The organism is Vibrio sp. S12_S33 (assembly GCF_963889785.1).
In the GTDB taxonomy this organism is placed as follows: Bacteria; Pseudomonadota; Gammaproteobacteria; order Enterobacterales; family Vibrionaceae; genus Vibrio; species Vibrio aestuarianus.
On sequence record NZ_CAWPQZ010000042.1, the window covers coordinates 1 to 17,380 of the forward strand.

The following is a 17,380-nucleotide window of genomic DNA, read 5'->3' on the forward strand; positions in this document are numbered from 1 at the left end:
GTTTACGGGCCGCAGGAAATAGTCATATGCAAATGTCAGATCACTACGCGCCTGCTAGGGCGCTGCCAGTAGGAAAGCCTTATAGGCGCATATGAAAAACCACCGGCTATGCCGGTGGATACTTTTTAAAAATGGCGGAGAGACAGGGATTCGAACCCTGGGTACTCTATTAAAGTACGTCGGTTTTCAAGACCGGTGCTTTCAACCACTCAGCCATCTCTCCATGCGGCGTATAATAAGGATTTCTCTAAATCCTGTAAAGCACAAAAAGAATAAAAAAGATCAAACGTACAAGAAATAGGCACGCCGTCTAACTTACGATCACACCATCAACATTTAAACAGGCAAAAAATTTTAACAAATTGATTTCATTTGATTTTTTACATGTCATTTGGGAAGTAATAATTTGTTATTAAGAAACTTGTTGATTTCTGAATGAGTCTCTTAGTTTCATATTGATAAGCGTGCATTTGAATATGCGATACGTATAGTTGTCACACCTTTAACTACTACACATATATAACCATTACAATTATGACTAATTTAAACACATTCAAACACTCAGTTTTGACTATTCTACTCTCAAGTTGCTTTTATACCTCACAGGTATCTGCCGCATCCACGTGTGAAATCAACACACTTTATACCTCACAAAACCCGCTTCTTGCTGTTGAAAGTGCCGATCTCGATTGCCGCAATGAATGGTTTTCAGCTAATGTCACGCATGCTCAAACTGTTTTCAGCGATCATCTCGTTGAGCAAGCACAAGTACGCTTATTAAATGAAGTAAACAGCTACCAAGGTGAGCCCGATCAAGCTGTGATTATAAATAACCTTGGTGAATTTATTCGTGCCGCTTACTACGTTCGCTCTAAAAATAAGCAACAGCTTGGTGAATTCTCTGATGCGCTTGATCTAAAGCTAGCTCAAACTATTAATGCTTTTATCACCTCCCCTTATGCGATTAATTATGGTCACGAGCAAAGCTCTGCATTGAAAAGCATGACCATTATGGTGGATAATATTCGCCGTTTACCACTAACAATGGCTAACCAGTTAGCCTTACTGAATCATTTCACCCCTGAAAGCGCTGAACATATCAATTTCGTTAATTCAATGAATGACCTTTTCCGTGCAATGAGTGGCCACTCTGGTAATGATGATTTCTATGCAGATCTGGTAAACCACCCTGAGTATCTACACCAACTCGAACAGTTTATTTACGATAATGAATGGGCACTAGAAACTAACGCTAGCTTTATTGTAAGTAACGCTTCACGTGAAATGAGCCGTTTATTAGCAAGCCCGCATAAAGAAACGAAACAACAAGTGCTATCAATTCAAAAGAACCTGCTTGAGCGTTATCCATTGGGTGATAAGAGCGCTAAGACCGATAAGATTTGGGTTGGCATTGCAGAAATGGTGAGCCACTTTGCACCAGAACAAGTTGAATCTATGGGGCTAAGCAATAGCAAGGCACAGTTCGAGTCCTTAGTAATGCCATTTATCTACCCTTGTGATGGACCTGCTATTGTACGTGCGCAAAAAATGGATCAAGCACAAGCATTAGAAGTCTGTGCAATCCTTAATGAAAAAGAGGCTGACTTCCATCAGATAGTAAATAGCAATGGCATACCAGTTGCTGATGATCATAACGATAATGTTGAAGTGATTGTATTTGATTCAAAGCTCGATTATGCCACTTATTCTAGCTTCCTCTTTGGAAATACGACCAATAATGGCGGCCAGTATTTAGAAGGTAACCCTTCAAACCCAGATAACAAAGCTCGCTTTGTCGCTTACCGCAATGAATACGCTAACGGTTTTAGTATTCTGAATCTAGAACATGAATATGTACACTACCTAGATGGCCGCTTTAATTTATACGGGGATTTTGGCAATGTATTACGTGAAGGTAACGTTGTGTGGTGGCTTGAAGGCTTTGCCGAATACATGCATTACAAAGAAGGTTACAACGCTGCAATTGAGCTAGGTAAAACTCATACATACTCACTGCCAGAAGTAATGGCAACAACCTACTCACACGACACTAATCGAATATACCGCTGGGGATATCTTGCTGTGCGTTTCTTAATGGACAACCACCCAGAAGAGGTTGACCAACTCTTAGTGTTCGGCCGTAATAACAACTTCAAAGCATGGGCACAGAAGAACCAAACTATTGGTCAGCAGTACAATCAAGAATTTGTCGCTTGGTTAGATACATTAGAAACCACGAACCAACCAACTACATCTGGTGGAAAAGACCCCATTGCTTCTGAGCTAGCGCTTAATACTTCAATTACGCTTGAAGGTGAAAAGCACAGCGGACAACAATTCTATATTGACATACCTGAGTTCACTCGCTCACTTGAGCTATCGATTCAAGGTGAAGGCGATGCCGATTTATATGCGAGTTTCGATCGCGTGGCGTACTACTATGATCATGACTTTACATCTTTCAGCCGTGGTAGCAACGAACACGTCATTATTGAACCTCAAGCAAATGGCTACATTAAAGCAGGCCGTTATTACATCAACATTTATGGTCGTGAAGCATTCAACAATGTTGAGCTTTTGGCTAAAGCGGAAGTGGAGAATCAGGGCGGTAACCAAGGTGGCAACGCAGGACAAGATGATTTAGCGCCTGTTGTTCTCACTACAGATGAACCCATCAATCTAGATGTCATGAACACCCGCTATCTGACTTTTAATGTACCTAAAGGTAAAGAAACAGTACGTATTTGGGTTACCCCAACAACCCAAAAAAATGAAAATCAAACTAATCATTTAAGTAATGTCGATCTTTATGCCGCACAGTCTCATTGGCCAACACCAGAACAACATGATGCTGCGTCACGTTACACTGGAAATCAAGAGTTCATCGAGCTTAAAGTAAATCAAAAGGGCCATGTCTATTTCATGCTAAGTAATAATGGAAACAAAGCTGAAGTAGAGGTTTATACAACGGCCTACTAATTTAGTACTGGGGCTGTTGATCTTTGCTGCATGTTTTATGTTCAGCAATATATCGGCAGCCACATTAACATAAATACCAGCGATAATATGCTAGCATAGTTTCTTTCCAGATTGTCGTATCTACTTGAAATAGCTTGATAATGCTTAATTCTTGCGAAGGCGTTTTCGACCAAATGACGGTGCTTGTATAAACACCAATCCTTGCTGTCTTTCTCTATATCTTATCCGTAATTTCGCTTAGCAATTACCGTTTTTCCGCCTTGCTTCTTAACAAAACAGCGAAAAAGTTCGCTGTCATATCCTTTATCAAAAACGATGGTATTAACTTCATCGAGTTACTCTATTAAACTTTCCGCATGTATTAGAAACCTCCATCACTGACTCGTTGGTTAAAAGAGTTTCTAAGTCGGTTAATTTCTGCATTGAGCCTTTGCTTAAAGTCTGGAAAAGATAACGACTTCGTTTGTGTCAATTCTAAAAGCTCAAAGATTATTTTTGTTTGGTTAAGGTTGCGTTTGTAAGCTAAGCGACGTTCAGGTGTGATTAGGGATGGGCGGAATTCCTTCGGAAAACCGTTTTTTTGAAGGGAAGTCGAGATTGTAACACGTGTGTAATACACGCTATTTGGAAGTCTGAACAAATACATCTGTATTATCCTTTTGTATTTGTCGACTTTTGAAGTATAAAAACGAAAAAACCGCTGTAAAAACAGCGGTTTTTCTTTAAAAGTGGCGGAGAGATAGGGATTTGAACCCTATCTCTTTGAAAACCTATATTTATCAAGCTCTTGAGTTTGTTAGCTTTCTTCGATTATCAATCAAATGTCGCGTTGACAGTTGTGAATCACATTTAGTATACAAAAACAGCTTAACTTAGCAAGTGAATCAAGCAGATAACTCGATAAAATTTTATAGGAATTTGCCTACTAAGAGTACCAGGGGAAACCGTATCCACTGTATAAAAGAATGCTAATTTTAACCCCAATAGAGGATAAATATGATATTATCCTCTATTGGGGTTAAAACGTTCTGGAGAGTACAATGTTGATTACGGGTCCCAAGCAGTTAGGCATATACCTGAGAGATATCCGTCGAAATCAAAAGCGCAATCAAACCAAAGTCGGCGATATTGTTGGCTTAAAGCAAACAACCGTATCCAAATTGGAACGAGATCCTGCCTCTTCAAGTATTGAGAGCTTAATGCGTCTTTTGTCATCTCTCGACCTTGAGCTACATATTGAAGATAAGTCTGCAAGCAGAGAGAAAGCCAAGTTTCGTGATGCTGACGATTGGTAAATCGTCTTAAACGAAACCAATATCGAAGAAAGCAGCCAGAACCTTGTAATAGTAACATCTACACATAAGCGGGAGATGGATGAGATCGTCGGTGATTACCAGGTTGACCTCAGCGGAAAGTTCTAGTGAATCATGATCCATGCTCAATGTTATAGACTAACTTGTAAATCTCAATATGTGTCCAGACGAATTGCTTGGTGATCACAGATGAATTGCAGCTTCTGAAACTCACAATTGGACAAAAGTGAGTTTCTGAAAATCGAACATTAGCAATCTATGAATAAATTTTTATAATGCACAACGTGTTCTTTTGGTAGAGTTCACAGTGCGTATTATGTCTCATTAGGTTAAGTCAAGCTTCATACCAACAACTTGCACACACTCTCACTTTGAGTGCGGAAGGTTGGGGTGGACTTAAAATGCACTTTGACCGATTGGAATTACCAACAGGTCAATTAGTTAGCGCTTAAAAAATCATCACTGGATTAGCATTGTTAGAGGTCAAGTCAGAGTTAAAACTTAAAGCATTGAAAACATTAAAAAAATATATAAGATCTATTGAGAGGATTAAGTTCAACTAAAGTTAGTGACATTGTTGAAAGATCAAAAAAGCCGACAAACATGTCGGCTTTAAAATATCAGTTTAGTGTTAATTATTGCATAATAAGAACAGCTTTCTTTGCTTTGCCTGCTTTGATCGCAGCATTACAAGCTTGAGATAACTTACGCATAGCCTCAACTTTACGTGTGTTACTGACTTCATTTCTTTTTGAACGCATAATTTATCCTTTCAGTGCCAAAACTACACCATGCAGTATAGTTTAGTTGATCAGCATACCTTTTTGCAAGCATATTATAAAATGACACCAGTCTTTCATCTACAGCTGATGCAGTATAAACGATACCTTTTCTACTCGCTGAGTGAGAAAGTATCAAAGCAGCAATAACACGACCCAATAAATTCAACTGACGTCTTGTTACTGTTTTTTGGGGCGGTTCAAACCATGTTTCATTGTCTATGTTTGATTGTAAATCAAACTTAATTTCATAGCAATTTTCACCAAGAGTCATTCCAACAAGAGCTTCGGTTTCCTCTAAACGCTCGTCACTAAAATCACATTCAGTTGAAGGAGTTAAATATATAACATATTCATTACCTTCAATATTACATTTAAGCTGATCGACAATAAACTCTAAGTCCACCTCGATAAACTCAATTGCGGGTAAGTTCTTATGGTCGAGAAATCTAAATGTTTCCGCCAAATCCCCTAACGTAGTATCTGTCACAGTTTCGACATTTGATTCTATATTGTAATTTATAAATCTTGCACCCGCAGCCAAAGCTTTAGCCTCAATAGCTGCAAGAGGAAATCCAGAATTACTAACACCGAGAACAATCAAAAGATCGTTGGGATTCCAATCTAAAGCAAAAAGGTCGACGCAAGGAACATCTTTGTACTCAATGATGCTTTCAGGCTCAGATAAACAGCCATGGATATGAATTGCACTTCCGCCTGCTTTTTCGATAAGGCAATCAATATTAAGAGTATAATGCTGAAAATCTACGCCTAGTGATTTGCAGTATGTTTCAAGGAACATACATTCTAAATGGGCTTTGTTTTCTTTATAAGTACTGTATTTTTGACATGCTTTTTCAATATGTTCTTTAAGTTCACCTACATCGGAAGTCTGAAATGCTTGATACTCAGGACTCTCTTGAATAACTTCATATGTAGGTAAACCTGAAGGGACCGATAAACCAGCCCCCGATAAAATAATCACTTTCATAAGTAGGTTACGTTCTTTCTCGTTCTAATCATAAATTTTCAAACGTTATAAAGTCATCTTATCAATGATGGCAATCTATTGATAGATAATTATGCAACAAGGGTTGCATGCCATTAAATATCAATGACGCATTCACAAAAATCACAATTGTTTGGTGGATAGTACCCCCGTAATACAACATGGGGATTAGCACCGAACAGCATTATAAGTATGGATAACTTTTGGTAGGGCAAACGCACGTTAACAATATATGAATGAGTATTTGATCTAACGGACTTTGGGGCACTTCTGTGTTAAGAAGTGCCAACTGCGAAAGTTCTGGACATTTCTTTGTTATATTAGTAATCAATGATTTAACTTGGGTATGGGAAACTCGTTTAGTTGAGTGTCCAGTCTGGCTGGAGCAGATCAGTGCAAGCGGGCTGTTACACTTACTTTGTACCGCGTCGCAGTAAACTGAAATTTATATTGTTGTCAGGAATGTAATTTTCAGATTACCGTCCATTCGCGCTTAGTATCATAAGATAAATCCATCTGAAAAATGTAAAAGGTTCAAGGTATCATTCTATCGGATAGGATTGTTTCCTTGAAATTTTTTATAGCGCTCTCACTCCTTGTTTTTTCTTTTTCCACTTACTCATCAGATCACCTTCGATTAGCCACTTACAACTCGAAGTTTTTATCTGCCTGCATGAACAAAGTTCGGGTCATCAACTATCAAGAAACAGTTCATAAACTCAATGCAGACATTATTGCCCTTCAAGAGGTAAGGGATCGCTACGCTGTAGAGCGCTTTTTCCCATCTGATCAATGGAACATTATCATCGACGATGAAAGTACAGATGACTTGAACTTAGCTTTTGTGATTCGCAAAGGCCTAGATTTCCGATTGGCTTCAGGCAACATCTTAAATGCAGACGAAAATATTGATTTTGCTTTTCCAAAATCAAATAGCCATTTTATTGATGAGCGAAGGGTATTAACGCTCTATGTGACCTATAAAAACAAGGAAATCCTCTTTCTTAATCATCATGCTAAGTCTCGCTATAACGGACGCTCTATTACTGATGAGCAGCGAACTCAAGCTGCCTTAGACCTTATAGACTACATCACCACCAGCTCTACCCCATACATAGCCTTGCTCGGAGATTTTAACGACACACCAGACGACCGCTCCTTAAATACCTTGGAAATCGGCCTTTTATCCACTCTTCATTTGGAAAATAACAAAGGGAGTTTTCTTGTTAACTTGACCGAGCCTTTGATTGAGCAGGACGCGGTCTCTTATGGATTGAAAAGCAACGACGTCACGGACTCCATTGTAAAAAGAATTAATCCCTCTATTACGGGTTCACGCCAAAAGAACCTAGAGGACTTTGATACTGATCTTGCAATGGACAAAGCGCTCTACGATCAAATTCTCTTAAGCGCTTCCTTATATGATTTCCTTGGCGGACAACTACAAGCGAAAGCCTTTGACTGGCCCATAGGTATTCAAGGCAATGACGACACTAGAGCTTCCGATTATATTCCCATTTACGTCGATTTTTCTTGTCTAGATTGCGAGAAACCCACACTAAAAATCAAATCCTTGCTCCCTAACCCTGCAGGTAGCGATACAGGGAAAGAGACTGTCACGATTCACAACATAGGTCCAGATTTTCAAGGAACGATCATTTTGCAAGATCGCTCTCTCGCTCACGAAGTGATGGATATCAACATTAAGAAAGACCAGATACTCACCCATACCATCTCATCGGGTGTCACGCTCAACAACACTGGCGATACGATTCGAATCTTAAACAGATACGAAGAGCTTATCGACGAAGTGACTTATACAAAATCTCAAGAACAAACGGAAATTTACTTTTAAGGAATGATATGAAGTTGAAACCTCTCTTCTCCGTTGGGGTTCTTTTCGCGATAACGCTATCGGGTTATACCCAAGCATCAAACGAATGGAATACCACACAAGTCTATAACTCTGGTGACTTAGTCACTTGGAAAGGGAAAGCATATCTCTCGTCTCATTGGACACAGGGCGTGGAGCCGCTAGAGAATGACATTAACTGGGATGGCTGGATTTTCGTTGATGAAAACAACCTAAAAACGTGGACTCCTCAAAACGCATTCCTCGGTGGAGATCTGGTAAAAATCGATAGCCAATACTATATGGCTAATTGGTGGAACCAAAACGAGTATCCAGAAACATCATCGTCTTGGCGCCACTTAAAAAACTTCGAGTTCAATGGCGATACATCACCAGATAAACCCGTCGATAATGATTCTGTTGAAGGTTTAGATACTGACAATAATGGTGTCAGAGACGACTATGAAGTGACCATCAGAAATCTTTACAGCAGCGAAGAGTTGTTGAATGTTGCTCTTTCTGCAAGCCAAGAGTGGAAAAAACTCATCAAACTAGGGTTAGACGAATCTATTCCTGTAACAAAAGAAGAAGCCTCACAGATCTTCGTTAATTTGATCTCCGCATCACGTTGTTTCACTGAAATCAGAAAAGCAGATCCGAATTTCAAAAGTCCAACTCAGTTTTATTTTAATACGTTCGAGCGGGCGATGAAAAAGAGGGAAGCAGAAGACAGATTGTATCGGACACTTCAAGGAGATCTGTCTCTCATCAACCCACCTCAATCTCCATGCAATAACTTGACTTTGGTAACTCAAAATGAAAACTAAAATCATGGCAACAGCTCTCACGTTGATCGTAGCCTCAAATGCTTACGCCTATACCTGGTGCGAAAATAGTATCGATAAGTTGCAGCTTTTTTACGTTAACGGCATGTACACCACAGCCATTGGTTACGCAAATAACCTAGATGCTCTGGATGATTTTCAAGACGGTTACCTCAATCACTTTCGTAAAAATGGTGAGGTCAAAGGTGCCTATAACCAGTATGAAGGCCACATCAAACAGCTTTATCAAGTGGCAAGACAAAAGTATCAAGATTTAGACAGACACAGTCCTGAGTATATTGTGTTGACATCCATTCTTGGTGGTTTTATTTACGAGCTGTCGTCAGATCAATTCAGTACTATTACCCCATTTTTAATTGATCTTATGAGTTTTCTTCCAGACCATGAAATCGAATCAGAGGTGGATTTCCAATACGCCATGAATGGGTTACGAATCGCATTGAACAGCTGTGCGAGAACTGTGTTGATTGGTCATTCACAGGGCAACTTCTATGCGAATGCCTTAGTAAATGAAATGACAAACACTTATACATATGAAAATGGAGCGAACTTAAAGGACTACCCTATGCTCGGCATGATGGGGATCGCTAGCCCCGCAAGCTCAGTAGGGGGGGAGTTTGGAAGTAATAATCCGAATCTTGTCGGGGTCCTAACCAATGACAATGACATTGTCATGGACGCAGTTAGGCAACTGTTAGGTGCTGTGCCAGCTAATTACAAAGCCGTTGAGAATTTATTGGATGCGACTGGACATGGTCTTATGGCGTCATATTTACACTCTCATGGTCAAGCATCCGTGATTGCCGATAACATCAGTAGAATAACGAGAAACCTTGTTCCTTTTCCAATTTTTGACCAACACCCTTCCAGCTCCTCCGCGATCTCACATATCGGGTATTCTGAAGTGAGCAAGATCTTGGACATTCGATTTAGAGATGGTGGTGGATACCGATATGACAATGTCCCGTTGCCCTTATGGAATAGCTTTTATGATTCGACATCTCACGGCTCTTATTTCAACAAAAATATCCGAGGAAAATACACGTTCACACAATTAGAACCATAATAGGTTATGATTATTAGATAGGACTCTCTTTATCAAATTTCTAATAGGCATTTCAGCGTTCTAGGGCAGGGTAGCCGCACGTGTGTTTGATATTTGATCTAATAGAGTGACTTTCTTTTCAGCGGTTCGATAAAAAAGGTCTCGGTGTTCAAATATCACACAGGGCTTGCTTAAGATTTGCACTCAAGCTGAGTAAATAATGTTCATGAGTTCGCCCTGGTTGTATCCACATAAAGGTAATAAATATACTATACGAATAATGTCTCACCGATGGTGGTGTGTTTATCTGTATCGCCACCATCGAACGAAAATACATGTTGCTATTAGTTTCCTTGCTTTGCATGCTATGCCCTCATCTAATACGCCTAAATATGAGTTTCTATTTGACCTACGCTATGTTGAAATTTCATTGATTCGGGGTCGAGGTATGTGAACATCCTTGTGCTATTGCGGTTAAACATAACTCCGTAAACGTCTTTCCTTTAAATGCAAATCAGCTTGGTATACCTACATTTAGGAACAGCTATTTAGTCATTGGCCTCCTGCGGCGTTAGCCGCTCGCAATCAGCACTGCGTTCGCAGCGCATCAATCGATGTTTGTTTAATATCCTATGCCCGAGGTCATTGAAGTCTCTAGCTGTTAGATGAAATTAGGATCATGCTACGAATAATGAACATTACACTGGCGCACCAAAAGAACTAGTATTTTCCGTGAATTAGCCATCACAATCTGGTATCTGAGTCTATACCTCTAAAGTCACTGTTAATGCGCTTAGTTATTTGCTTCGTCCTATATGAGATGTTAGATATAACCACATCACTCATACGCAAGTTGGTACAGAAAGTTGAAAACTTGTCAGATACGCTCATTTACACCTCAATAGCTAGTTGAAATACCTACGTTTTATTTGGGGGCATTTAGAGCGAACACAAGGTATATGTCAGAAATATTTAACTTTTTCGAAAAGCTATGGGGTCAGGTCTTGCCTCTTGCCATCCATTACTTTTTGTATCTCAAAACTAGAAAATTGTCTGAAATAACAATTCGAGCCGTAGCTCACTTTGGGGCAAAAACGCGTCAGCTAAACGCATTGGGACAATGGCGTGGCAACATCAAACCAGTTGGCTCAAAGGTGGGTAGATTTCAGACATTATGTGTATAATATCCGCAAGCTAAGCTTCATCGTACTTACCCGAATCTAATTCAGTGAAAAACTCATCGCCTTCCATTAAGTCATCTTCTTTGATATCCAAAAATCGAGAGCAAACTAACCTCATTTTCTCTTCTTCCGTAAGAGAATCGTTTTGCTCTAGCCCTAACTCACCTGATGCTACATTTGCAATTTCATCAGCGTGTACAGTAGAAGGGGTCATTCCCTCAAGAAGTTCTTTCTTTGATGGTCGCATTTTACTCATTTTTCACTTCTCGGCACATGATGACATTAGATAATGTATAACATGGTGAGTTACCAGACAAACACCGTAAACCAACAGACAGCAAGGTTTGAGGCAAAGGTGATTTAGGCAACTAAGAAGGTTCCCTTCCGAGTTATCAGTATGATTTGAGGCACCCAAAGATTAACATTTGCATAGGTGCTGAAACCCCCATATGTTACTGATACTTATTACTATAATTCATACACGAAGGGAAACGAATGAAAGCTCGAATCGGAATTGTGTCAGAAGACACCATTCGTAAATATATGATTAATGTCGTTACTGGATCAGTTCAGCCGAGCGAAGATATCCCAAAACTCTGGTTCACATCATTGGATGAGGTTTCAAAGGTTCTCAGCAGGGAAAACATTGAACTGATGCTTCTAATAGCAAAGGAACAGCCACACAATCTTACGGAACTAGCTAACATAAGTAAAATTGATATCTGTGAACTATCAAATACAATCAACGTCCTTTCATCTAAAGGCTTTGTACGCATCGAAAAGCAAGGAACAGCTTCGCGACCAATTGCTCTATTCTCCGATTTTGAGATTGTCTTCGGACAAGAACTAGAGAATGAACTGCAAGGTAATCGATAGATAACTCCATTCAATCGAACTCATTACATAGCATATGCGTATTTCTACCGACGCGTTTTAAGTCTCGAATCGCCGCCGATTTCCTTGCGATTCTTAATGGTCTATCGTAAAGAATCGTATTGTTCAGGATGTCAATGTCACTACGTTCAGTATGTGTAAACTCGATAACACCATATGGCGTTTTAAAAGTCCCTTTTCTTCCCGTCGTCATCACTGTCAAACGATCAATTGGGATTTGAGAAATGGCACCATACTCTGAAAGAGCGGATTCAAGTGAGATGTAGTTATATTCACCACGTCTAAGGCTTTTCGCAACATATTCAATGGTATAGCCGCCTTTATGACGACTTAAAGCAAAAACATAAACCCCTCTGCATGCTCGCTCTAGCACGCCAAACTTGATCAAACGCGGTAAGCTCTGCTTAAAAGCTTCGGCACTGTCATCAAAAAACACTCGCCGTAGATTACTTTTGGTATAGACATAAATTCCCTGCCAATCGAACTTGTACAATCTTTGTAAGGCGGTCTTAATGTCCATGCTAGCGATCCAATTAAATCAACATTAAAGATAACAATAGCATACCTTATTGTTCACTTAATAGCTTATTGAGAGAATCACTTTTCTCTCCCCTTTGTGAAAGCTGCTGCTCAAGCTTTTGGTTTCTGGTGTTCAGATCGGTTATCGTCTCTTGAGACTGACGTAAACTGTTTTCCAATAATTTATTGTTAACTGAAAGCTCTTGATGTTCAGATTGCAGCTTTTGAAGAAATACATCCGATTTCTCTAGTGCTGATTGTGTTGATTTGAGTTCAGCCAATACTTCGTTCATCTTCTGAACAGTTTGTTCATGGCATTCTATCTGTTCGGATAGTTTCAACTCATAGCTCTTTGCTTCATTGCGTGAGTAGTCAAGCTGTACCGCTTGGGCAGAAAAACCTTTCTCAATTTTTGCCAAGCTAGCCTTTAGCTCATTGATGGTCTCTTGATGACTGTCTAGCTTCTCCGTTGTATGTTTGAGAGAGTTTGTAAGCTGGTTGTTCGTCTTGATTAGATCAGATTGCTGAAGTCTAGACTCCATAAGCAATTCGTCTAAGTGTTCAATTTTTTCTTCGAGTGATTCATTCAGTTCAATTTGCTTTAAGAGTCGCTCTTCCATTTCAGAACATGTATTTTCTGCCATGGCTTGAGCTTTGATTGCTAAGTCAGTTTTGGTATCGAATTCGTGAATACGAGCACTCATCAAGTTTTCATAATGTTGATGAACTTGGCAATTTAAGGATGTGGTAATGCGCTGAATTATTTTGCAAATTTCTTGCTCAGACTGGGCTAGTAGATTTTGAACCTCAATGGGTAATTCATAAGACGCGATTACAGGGTTTTCAGTAATAGCAGTATTTTGCTCTTTACGCGCCGTATCAATTTCTCCAGAGTCGATTAGTCGTTCCAAATCTCGCTTGATAGTTGATAATTTTCCGCGCCCCAACTGTTCTTTGATACGCCAAGTAGATATTTCATCTCCTTGACTTAAAATTTCTTGTACTATTTGAATAAGATCTTGATCTGTATAAGATTTAGGCCTAGCCATTATCATCACCATTATTATTGTTATTATCAAGGTTTGTTAAGTTACTAACTAACTAACTAACTAACTTTACTTATCGAGCTGCTGTGTTTCACGATCAGCCATTTTGTTTGGTTCCAAATCGACGGATTTCAACAATATTTTGGCTCTTGTTTGTATGTGTGGCGGGAGCATGAGCATTTCTTTCATTGTCGTATCTAAAAAGGATTCCACCATCTTCTGCTGCCCTGATTGCTGAGCTTTCAACCCAAGGAAGACTTGCTGACAAAAACGGCTGAGAGGTTCAATTAGTCCTTCTTTCAACGAGTCTAAAACTCGTTCAAGTTTGCGTCTCTCAGTTCGAAGTTCAGTTATGGTTTTCTGCTGAATCGTTAACTCTTGGTCATTTTGCTCTTTTTGATCTTCTTGCATCATCAATTCGCCTAGCGCGATGCTTTGCTGCATGACGGTTTCGTCCAATAACTGTTTTTGTATTTGTGTCTGCTGCTCAAGCTCAGCCAGTTTGGCTTGTTGAGCTTCAATTAAGCGGTTCTGAAAATTGTAGGTTCTTTCTTCTTTAGGGAGTTTTGACTCTCTATTCATCTGCTTTCTTTGTTCAGAGCGGCGCTCACTTTCAGGAGCTAACTCCGCATGAAGACCTTTAGCATGAAGCAAGTGCTTGTTGGCAAAGTCGAAAACTAATCGTTGAAAGTACTCACCAAATAGCTTGTTTTGAAGTCGGCTTAGCTTACCTTTTTTATTAAAAGCTAATTCTATTTTTGTCTCTGGATGTTGCAGTTGGATATATTTATTTACGACAGAAACCTGAGCTTTAAGTAAATCAAATTCATCTGTTATTGAGTTTCGTCCTGACAAAAAATAGTGCGAGTGTGCTCCAGTATCTTCATCTACCGATCTTTCATCGTCGTGTGCGACAACAAAAAGAATCGGATATTCTGGAAAATGATGCTGCAAGAAAAACTCAGTAAAGTGAATGTACTCTTCAGTGGTTATTAATTTATTGCTCACATTCCATTGAGCTGGAATTTTAAATATACCCTCCTGTACATAAAGACTATTAGCATGTGGAAATGAAACCAGCTGATTATGTGCGTTAAGATATTTTTCTAGCATCTTGATACGCTGTGCTTTATATGTCATCTGAAGAAGCTCAAATCGCGAAATTTTGCTGTATGAGCAACGACCTTTTGTATTGAGAATGTCATTTAAAAACTCAGCAACGTCATCATTCCCAGCTTTTAGCAAGGACGCTATTGCTTTCTTTATTTTATGTTTATAGCTGGAGCGTTGACTTTGTAACTTCTTATGCATATGAAGTTTAGGAGTGGGTGCTACTTGATATAGTAAGTCCCATTTTTCTTCATGTCCCCACTTGTCTAAATAGGACACTTTCCCGTTTATGTATATTTTGTTACAGGCTAATAACTCAGGTAACCACTGTATAGATGATTTGGTTTCTAAAGGGACAAATATGTCCCCCTTGGTGACCTGATGAGTGATCCGAAGTGAATGCCTTAATGATGCCTCACAAGCTCTTCGGTCATCTTTTCTTGATGTAAAGTTTACCCTGCTATGATAAAGATGGGTTGTCTTCATACTCGACCTCCACAAGGTCGAGTAGATAACTGTAATCTAAAGCCAACTGGTTGTACTTGCATTACACTTTTTATTTTAGTCATTAGTTACTCTCCAATTGGTTGTTCAGTAACTGATGTTTTTTCGATAGATCCAATGCAACCTTAGAAGGCAGTTTTATGTCACCGTCTGATATGAGTAACCCAAAAGAGTCTTGTAAATGCCGAGCAGCTTGTAATGAACAATCAAAAGAGTCTTCACGGATCCACTTTCCGTAGTGACGATCAATCATTTTAGTATCACTATGTCCCATCTGTTGGGCTAACCACTCTTTGTTGATGCCAGCTGTTAGGCATTGAGATGCAAATGTGTGACGTAGTTGGCCGACTCCGCGATGTCTCACACCAGCAGCAATGAGATAGTTTTTGAAAAAACGCTCAGTGAACTCTTTAGCATCTGTGAACGGTTGATTCGTTTTAGTATTCACGAAGATGAAGTTAAGAGATTCTTGTTTTAATGTTTTATTATCGCGTTGCAAAACATTGACGGTTTTACTTCGACGTTTCCCCGTCAGTTTTAGCTGCGATCTCAAAATAGAAATAGCAAGCGGGTTTAGATCGACATCACGTACCGAATCTGTCGTTTTCGGGCATTTATAAACATCAAGGACACAAGCGCGACGGACATAAAGTTTTTTGTTTTCCCAATCGATATCGTCCCAGCACAAGGCGACGAGTTCGCTAATACGGAGGCCAGTCAGAATATCCAGTGCTGTTGCATTTTTTATCTGTGGGCAAACATCGTTACAATTCGATAGTCGAGCGATTTCTATCTTGGTGAAGGGATCGGGTTCTGTTTTTTCTACCAATAAGTTCTTTATGTTTTCCGTGGGATTATGATCGATGATCTGATCCGCTAAACCCGTTGAGAATACAAATCGTAAAATAGTTAAGTGCTCATTAATGGTTTTATTTTTTAAGTGTGAATGCCATCCTGCAATCGTCATTCGAAGAGTACTATGCTTGATTGAACGTAAGTCTTCTTCACCAAAAATTTTACGTAATCTGTTGATCCGAGGTTGTTCCCCATTTTTTGTAGATTTAACTTTGCGATACTCACCGTCCGCAATAAAAATGTCTAGATAGTGACTGAAGCTTTGAGTGCTGCTCATTGTTTTTACTGTCATAATTATTTCTCTTTTTCGATTTTTGATTGATTCGAAATGGAAATTACGACCAAGATAAAACCTTGTCAAGAATGCAACTCTCTGAAAAATAACAATAAATTATTTACTCTGCCCTTGTTTATATATAATAAAAGACGAGCGATGTTAAATTTAAGATAATTTATCAAGCGGATAAGGAGAGGGCGTTTGTGGATTTTCGGAAGAGAAATTTTTTTCGTAAAAATGAACTGTTTGAACAAATTTTAACCAACCTGGCTAAAGTAACTCGCAAGATCTGCTCACTAGAACGCAGAGAACCGAAGTAAGGTAACCCCCCAAAATTCACATCATGCTTGATTATTTTCATTAAATTTCACCCGCACCATTGTATTGCTGCAATAAAAACCAGATTGGTTGGGTTTTGACGTCAAAGTTTTATTTGCATCATACAATTACTGTAAAAATGCGTTGCATAGAAAAAGTATGGTGCGACAATGTGGGGAAGAAATGACAAATGAGGCACAACCCAATGGTTGTAAGCAATGACCAGTCAGCGTCTTCTGAACAAGAGCGAACAGTAACAATCGCACTTGCAGAATGCGTCACAATACAAGCTGGCTACCCATTTCGAGGGGCGATAAGAGATATCCCAAGTGGAAGCGTTAGAGCGGTTCAGGCGAAAGATATTTCACCGTTAGGTGAGCTACAAACCAATGATTTGATCGTGACTGACCTAACAGGTAAGCGTGATGCGGATTGGTTACAGCAAGGTGATATCTTGTTTAGTGCGAAAGGCAGCAAGCACCTTGCGTGTTATGTGCATGAAGCATTAGAAATGACCACCTGTGCGCCAAGTCTGTTTTTGCTCAGAGTAAAACCTGAGTGGGAGGATAAAGTGAACCCTCAGTTCCTCACTTGGCAACTTAACCAGTTACCAGCTCAAACCTACTTTAAGCGTAGTGCGGAAGGCAGCTTCCAGATCAGCATTCGTAAGCCAGTGCTTGCAGCAACGCCAATCGCACTGCCAATGCTTTGCAAACAAAACACCATTGCCAAGCTCTATGAAGCCAGCATCAAAGAAAATGCCTTACTTCATAAGCTTATAAACAACCGTCAGCAGCAACTCAATGCTATTGCTAACGACTTACTGAATAATTCAAACCAATAAAGGCTAGGAA

The 17,380-nt window shown here is 39.5% G+C and carries 15 protein-coding genes, 1 tRNA gene and 1 pseudogene; 7 read left to right on the plus strand and 10 right to left on the minus strand.

Translation table 11 applies throughout. The features are described 5' to 3' along the window. Positions 1-132: 132 nt before the first annotated feature. A tRNA-Ser gene (locus AACW06_RS15605) sits at positions 133-223 on the minus strand. Positions 224-534: 311 nt separating this feature from the next. Between AACW06_RS15605 and AACW06_RS15610 the strand changes: the two genes are divergently transcribed. Beyond that, the gene (locus AACW06_RS15610) at positions 535-2,979 is read left to right on the plus strand and encodes a M9 family metallopeptidase (RefSeq protein ID WP_192075776.1); all 2,445 of its coding nucleotides are present in this window, start codon (positions 535-537) and stop codon (positions 2,977-2,979) included. Positions 2,980-3,020: 41 nt separating this feature from the next. On the opposite strand, the pseudogene AACW06_RS15615 reads toward AACW06_RS15610, so the two are convergent. Next, positions 3,021-3,344, minus strand: a pseudogene (locus AACW06_RS15615) (transposase); the annotation flags it as partial. A 675-nt stretch (positions 3,345-4,019) separates the two neighbouring features. On the opposite strand from AACW06_RS15615, the gene AACW06_RS15620 reads away from it, so the two are divergent. Then, complete coding sequence (locus AACW06_RS15620; protein ID WP_045545705.1) at positions 4,020-4,274, plus strand: helix-turn-helix domain-containing protein; 255 nt, start codon at positions 4,020-4,022, stop codon at positions 4,272-4,274. 653 nt (positions 4,275-4,927) lie between these two features. On the opposite strand, the gene AACW06_RS15625 is transcribed toward AACW06_RS15620, so the two are convergent. Beyond that, positions 4,928-5,053, minus strand: coding sequence for a hypothetical protein (locus AACW06_RS15625; protein WP_272956764.1), 126 nt, complete (start codon positions 5,051-5,053; stop codon positions 4,928-4,930). Next, positions 5,034-6,062, minus strand: a complete 1,029-nt coding sequence (locus AACW06_RS15630; protein WP_192075777.1) for an SIR2 family NAD-dependent protein deacylase — start codon at positions 6,060-6,062, stop codon at positions 5,034-5,036. The genes AACW06_RS15625 and AACW06_RS15630 overlap by 20 nt, the downstream gene beginning before the upstream one ends. Before the next feature lie 586 nt (positions 6,063-6,648). Here AACW06_RS15630 and AACW06_RS15635 point away from each other — a divergent pair. From AACW06_RS15635 to AACW06_RS15645, 3 genes are read left to right on the plus strand one after another with little or no spacing between them, the layout of a single operon-like run. Then, positions 6,649-7,935, plus strand: a complete 1,287-nt coding sequence (locus AACW06_RS15635) for an endonuclease/exonuclease/phosphatase family protein (RefSeq protein ID WP_192075778.1) — start codon at positions 6,649-6,651, stop codon at positions 7,933-7,935. An 8-nt stretch (positions 7,936-7,943) separates the two neighbouring features. After that, on the plus strand, positions 7,944-8,759 hold the full coding sequence (locus AACW06_RS15640) for a carbohydrate-binding protein (RefSeq protein ID WP_176245922.1): 816 nt from the start codon (positions 7,944-7,946) through the stop codon (positions 8,757-8,759). Continuing rightward, positions 8,749-9,843, plus strand: coding sequence for a KTSC domain-containing protein (locus AACW06_RS15645; protein ID WP_176245923.1), 1,095 nt, complete (start codon positions 8,749-8,751; stop codon positions 9,841-9,843). The genes AACW06_RS15640 and AACW06_RS15645 overlap by 11 nt, the downstream gene beginning before the upstream one ends. Before the next feature lie 723 nt (positions 9,844-10,566). Here the strand turns inward: AACW06_RS15645 and AACW06_RS21045 are convergent. Continuing rightward, positions 10,567-10,713: an SMODS domain-containing nucleotidyltransferase gene (locus tag AACW06_RS21045; RefSeq protein ID WP_171981100.1), complete on the minus strand. Its 147-nt coding sequence runs from the start codon at positions 10,711-10,713 to the stop codon at positions 10,567-10,569. Between the two features lie 303 nt (positions 10,714-11,016). Continuing rightward, on the minus strand, positions 11,017-11,259 hold the full coding sequence (locus AACW06_RS15650; protein ID WP_176245924.1) for a hypothetical protein: 243 nt from the start codon (positions 11,257-11,259) through the stop codon (positions 11,017-11,019). A gap of 239 nt (positions 11,260-11,498) precedes the next feature. Between AACW06_RS15650 and AACW06_RS15655 the strand changes: the two genes are divergently transcribed. Further along, on the plus strand, positions 11,499-11,879 hold the full coding sequence (locus AACW06_RS15655; protein ID WP_192075779.1) for an HVO_A0114 family putative DNA-binding protein: 381 nt from the start codon (positions 11,499-11,501) through the stop codon (positions 11,877-11,879). Between the two features lie 10 nt (positions 11,880-11,889). Here AACW06_RS15655 and abiEi read toward each other — a convergent pair whose 3' ends face one another. The 4 genes from abiEi to AACW06_RS15675 all read right to left on the minus strand — a co-directional run bounded on the left by abiEi (position 11,890) and on the right by AACW06_RS15675 (position 16,223). Then, positions 11,890-12,417 (minus strand): type IV toxin-antitoxin system AbiEi family antitoxin, encoded by a 528-nt coding sequence (abiEi, locus tag AACW06_RS15660; RefSeq protein ID WP_192075780.1) that lies wholly within the window; start codon positions 12,415-12,417, stop codon positions 11,890-11,892. A 46-nt stretch (positions 12,418-12,463) separates the two neighbouring features. Further along, positions 12,464-13,465: a hypothetical protein gene (locus AACW06_RS15665; protein ID WP_192075781.1), complete on the minus strand. Its 1,002-nt coding sequence runs from the start codon at positions 13,463-13,465 to the stop codon at positions 12,464-12,466. 66 nt (positions 13,466-13,531) lie between these two features. Continuing rightward, positions 13,532-15,058 (minus strand): hypothetical protein, encoded by a 1,527-nt coding sequence (locus tag AACW06_RS15670; RefSeq protein ID WP_192075782.1) that lies wholly within the window; start codon positions 15,056-15,058, stop codon positions 13,532-13,534. Between the two features lie 82 nt (positions 15,059-15,140). After that, a complete protein-coding gene (locus AACW06_RS15675; protein ID WP_176245928.1) occupies positions 15,141-16,223 on the minus strand; it encodes a tyrosine-type recombinase/integrase in 1,083 nt (360 codons plus the stop codon). Positions 16,224-16,716: 493 nt separating this feature from the next. Here AACW06_RS15675 and AACW06_RS15680 point away from each other — a divergent pair, with 493 nt between their 5' ends. Next, positions 16,717-17,370 (plus strand): restriction endonuclease subunit S, encoded by a 654-nt coding sequence (locus AACW06_RS15680; protein WP_238336728.1) that lies wholly within the window; start codon positions 16,717-16,719, stop codon positions 17,368-17,370. Positions 17,371-17,380: the final 10 nt, after the last annotated feature.